This is a genomic window from Variovorax sp. V15 (assembly GCF_041154425.1).
GTDB lineage: Bacteria > Pseudomonadota > Gammaproteobacteria > Burkholderiales > Burkholderiaceae_C > Variovorax > Variovorax guangxiensis.
This window is the reverse complement of the sequence record NZ_AP028659.1, coordinates 1,989,012-1,992,863: the sequence shown is the minus strand read 5'-3', so window position 1 is coordinate 1,992,863 and position 3,852 is coordinate 1,989,012. Positions and strand designations below refer to the sequence as shown.

Below are 3,852 nucleotides of genomic sequence, written 5' to 3'. Positions count from 1 at the left end.
CGGGTTCACATCGATTCCTTGAGTTGCCGGGCCCGCGCGGCGGCGCAGCCCGGCGGCAGCAGGTCAGGCAAGGGCACGGGCACGAGGCGCATGGAATTCCGCTCCCGCCGCCAGCCCGGCCAGGCGCCGCACCAGCGCGTCGAGCACCTGGGCCTCCTGCTGCCGGATGAAGAAATGGCCGCCGTCGAACCAGTCGAGCGTGAAACCGGCGCGGGAGGTCTCGGCGGACCAGGCCTCCATGCGCCAGGGCTCGATGTCGTCCTGCCGGCCGGAGAAGGCGTGCAGGGGAAGAGGCAGCGGCGCATTGCCAGCATGCGCGAAGCTCTCGCACACGCGGTAGTCGGCGGCCAGGGTGTCGAGCGTCATGCGCAGCAGCTCGGGGCTGTCGAAGAGCTCCTCGGGTGTGCCGCCCTGCCTGCGCAGGTCGCCGACGAGGGCCGCGTCGTCATTCATGTCGACGAAGCGGTCGGGGTCGCGCTGCGAAGGCGCGGCGCTGCCGGACACGAGCAGCGCGCGCGGCAAGGGCCGGCCATCGGCACGAAGGCGCTGCGCGACGCCCCACGCCAGCAGGGCGCCCATGCTGTGGCCGAAGAGCGCGAAGTTGCCGCGCAGCGCTGCATCGTGCTCGGCGCACAGGAGCGAGACCAGCGATTCGAAGTCTTCAACGAAGTCCTCGCCCAGGCGGCTGCCGCGGCCGGGCAGCTCCATCGGCACGACTTCGATCCAGTGCGGCAGCAGCCGCCGCCAGCGCAGGTACATGGTGGCGCTGGCGCCTGCGCATGGCAGGCACAACAGGGCAAGGGGCGCCTGCATTCGCTCTTCTTCGGATGGCTTCAGGCTGCGGCAGGAGCGCTCTTGCTGTCTTCCTGCTGCGCCATCCAGTCGCGCAGCGACCTGGGGCGCATGTCGGTCCAGGTTTTCTCTACGTACTCGAGCACGGTCTTCTTGTCGCCCTGGACGCCTTCGACGGCCTTCCAGCCGCCGGGCACGGCCTTCCATTGCGGCCAGATCGAGTATTGCTCTTCGTGGTTGACGAGAACGATGAAGGTCTCGTCCTCACGGTCGAAGCAGCTGGTAGACATGTGCGGTCCTCTTGGGGTAGTTGAGATCGGCAGCGAGGCGAAGGCGCCTGCCCTTGCGATACATGACGGGGACGGAGGCCGCGTGTTTAGGGTCGGGAGACACTCGTTGCGCAGGCGCGCGCGGCCGCGGCCGCGAGGGCTCGCGGCGCGGAAAGGGAAGGAAGAAGGAGGAAGGAAAGAAGGCCGCGGCTAGCGCGCGGCGGAGTCGCCCGGGCCGTCGTCGGGCGGGGGAACGTCGTTGGCGGGCGGAACGAGGCCCACGAGCAGCCAGAGGCGGGCCGCCTCGTCGTATGTCTTGCGGTGAAGAGGATCGGCGGCGAGCCATTGCGCGAGCTCCCTGCCCGCCGCCTCGCCGAGGCCGCCGCGCTCATGCTGGCGGCGCACCCAGGTCCATGCGATCTGCCAGACCGGGTCGTGGTCCTTGTCCTGCTTTGTCATCGGCGACATCGTATCGCCGACGGGGAGGCGGAAAAATCAGCCGCCCTGGACGAGGTAGCGGCAGCTTTCGAGGGCGGCGTCGGCGTCCTTGATCATGAAGTTCACCAGCGTGGCGGAGCAGCCGAGACGCACGCCGATCTCCCGTTGCGTCATGCCGCTGAGGCGGTTGAGCTCGAAGGCCAGGCGGGTGCGCGCGGGCAGCGCCTCTAGCACGCGGTCGATCGCGGCCAGCGCCTGGCGGCCGTCGAGTACGCGGTCGGGCGCGTCGTTGCTGGGCGGGCTGACCAGTTCGACGTCTTCGCAGTAGGTGCGATAGGTGGCCTCGACGGAGTTGTGGCGGTGGTAGTCGAAAGCCACGTTGCGCACCACCTGGCAGCAGTAGCCGAGGGGCTTGCGCACGTCGCGCACGCAGGCGCCGTCGGCGAGCTTGAGGTAGGCGTCCTGCAGCACTTCGTCGGCGAGATCCGCGGTACGGACGATTTTTTGCGCAACGCGCTGGAGCTGGGCACGGTTTGCGATGAAGACCTCTCCCAGCGTGGGCTCGGCTGGCTGAAGCGACATGTCCATGGGTACTCCTGAAGTATTCAATTCGAGATAATGCAAATAAGAACTATTACTATCTTTAGACAAGAAAAGGCCCGCTTTCGCAGTTGCTCCTCCCTTTATCTCTTACCCATTAAGACGTTTGAACGGCCGAAACCGAGACAGCCTTCAACGCTCGCCGGAGGGCCCGGCGGGGCCACCTAAAATGCCGCCCCTAGCCCGATTCCGCACCCATGAACATCGTCGTCAACGAAGAACTCAAAGCCTATATCGATCCCATGACGCCGGAGGAACACGAGGCGCTGGAGCGGAGCATCCTGGCCGAGGGCTGCCGCGACGCATTGGTGCTGTGGGGCGATGTGCTGGTGGACGGCCACAACCGCTACGGCATCTGCCAGAAGCACGGCCTGCCCTTCAAGACGGTGCAGAACCCGCGCTTCAAGACCATCGAGGACGTGCACCTCTGGATGATCGACCAGCACCTGGGCCGGCGCAGCATCTCCGACTACCTGCGCGGCGTGCTCGCGCTGAGAAAGAAGGACATCGTCGACCAGCAGCGCAGCCGCCTGGCCACGGCGACCGAGCCGGCCTCCTCCGCCCTTGCCCCTGCCTCTTCCTCGGACGATCCCCCGTTCGATGCCGATCCGCCCGCCGATGCTACGGGTGAAGAAGCCGCCGCGGCAGTTCCTCTCCCCCCGCCCGCTCCGCTCAACAGCCGCGAAGCCATCGCCAGAGCCGCCCGCCTGAGCAGCAGCCAGGTCGGCATGATCGAGAAGATCCAGAAGCAGGCCGCGCCGGAACTGGTGGCCGCTGTCAAGTCGGGCGTGATCTCGATCAACACCGCGGCGGCCGTGGCCACGCTGCCGGCCGAAGAACAGGTCTCGGCCGCGAACGCGGGCAAGGATGAACTCAAGCAGGCTGCAAAACGCGTGCGCGAGTCGAAGAAGAAGCCGCGTGCGGAAACGGCCGAGCAATCTTCGGACGACGACGCGAGCCCGGATACGGTGCAGGCGCTGCAGCAGCGCGTGGCCGAACTCACGGCCGAGAACGAATCACTGCGCAGGCAGGTTGCCGAGCTGCAGGCCCAGCTGGATCACTGAGAGCCTGCAGCCGGCTGGATGAGGAAGGCAGTTCCTACGGCTGGATCTCGCTGATCTTCGCGCCCGACAGCGAAACGCCCGCTTCCAGCCCCACGTTGGTCATCACGAAACCCACCACGGGCTGGCGCAGCGTGTTGGTGTCGATGCTGCCGTTGGCGCCGATGGTCGCGAGCGCCACCGTGGCGTCGGCGCCGGCCGTCCAACCCTTGCTGCTGCGGAACTTGTCGAGCGCGGCCTGGGTGTTGAACAGGTAGATCACTGCCTTCGACTGCGCGCCGGCCTGGAAGCCCACCGACCCGGCGGTGGTGCTGTAGTAGGACTGCGTGCGCCCGTTCACGCGCAGGGCGCCCCGGCCGTACTCGGCGCCCACGCCCATGCTGGCGCCCACCACGGCGGGAAACACCAGCACGCCGCTGGACTTGGCGACCAGATCGCGCGAGCCCTTCACCGAATCGTAGAGCTTGGACAGCGAAGCATCGACCTGCGCATCGATGGAGGCGCGCGAAGACGCGCTGCTGGCCTGGTCCTGCGGCCGCGTGGTCGTGCACCCGACGAAGGCCAGGCTGCACGCCGCCACGAGGGACGAAAGCGCCAGCGTCCGGAAGTTCATGGCTTTTTTCATGACGGAATCCTTCCTTTGAAAAGAACATGGATCGGCAATGAGATCTCTGCCCGTGGGCAGATTCGCC

Annotated in this window: 6 protein-coding genes; 1 reads left to right on the top strand and 5 read right to left on the bottom strand. The window is 67.1% G+C overall.

The features are described 5' to 3' along the window. Positions 1-63: 63 nt before the first annotated feature. The 4 genes from ACAM57_RS09505 to ACAM57_RS09490 all read right to left on the bottom strand — a co-directional run bounded on the left by ACAM57_RS09505 (position 64) and on the right by ACAM57_RS09490 (position 2,087). Positions 64-813, bottom strand: a complete 750-nt coding sequence (locus tag ACAM57_RS09505) for a thioesterase II family protein (protein ID WP_369661473.1) — start codon at positions 811-813, stop codon at positions 64-66. A gap of 20 nt (positions 814-833) precedes the next feature. After that, positions 834-1,082, bottom strand: a complete 249-nt coding sequence (locus ACAM57_RS09500; RefSeq protein WP_126025290.1) for an MbtH family NRPS accessory protein — start codon at positions 1,080-1,082, stop codon at positions 834-836. Between the two features lie 189 nt (positions 1,083-1,271). Continuing rightward, on the bottom strand, positions 1,272-1,520 hold the full coding sequence (locus tag ACAM57_RS09495; RefSeq protein ID WP_369661472.1) for a FecR/PupR family sigma factor regulator: 249 nt from the start codon (positions 1,518-1,520) through the stop codon (positions 1,272-1,274). A 36-nt stretch (positions 1,521-1,556) separates the two neighbouring features. Continuing rightward, positions 1,557-2,087 (bottom strand): sigma-70 family RNA polymerase sigma factor, encoded by a 531-nt coding sequence (locus ACAM57_RS09490; RefSeq protein ID WP_126025288.1) that lies wholly within the window; start codon positions 2,085-2,087, stop codon positions 1,557-1,559. Positions 2,088-2,296: 209 nt separating this feature from the next. Here ACAM57_RS09490 and ACAM57_RS09485 point away from each other — a divergent pair, with 209 nt between their 5' ends. Beyond that, positions 2,297-3,163 (top strand): plasmid replication/partition related protein, encoded by an 867-nt coding sequence (locus tag ACAM57_RS09485; RefSeq protein ID WP_369661471.1) that lies wholly within the window; start codon positions 2,297-2,299, stop codon positions 3,161-3,163. Between the two features lie 34 nt (positions 3,164-3,197). On the opposite strand, the gene ACAM57_RS09480 is transcribed toward ACAM57_RS09485, so the two are convergent. Continuing rightward, positions 3,198-3,785, bottom strand: coding sequence for a YSC84-related protein (locus tag ACAM57_RS09480; RefSeq protein ID WP_126025286.1), 588 nt, complete (start codon positions 3,783-3,785; stop codon positions 3,198-3,200). Between the last annotated feature and the right edge of the window lie 67 nt (positions 3,786-3,852).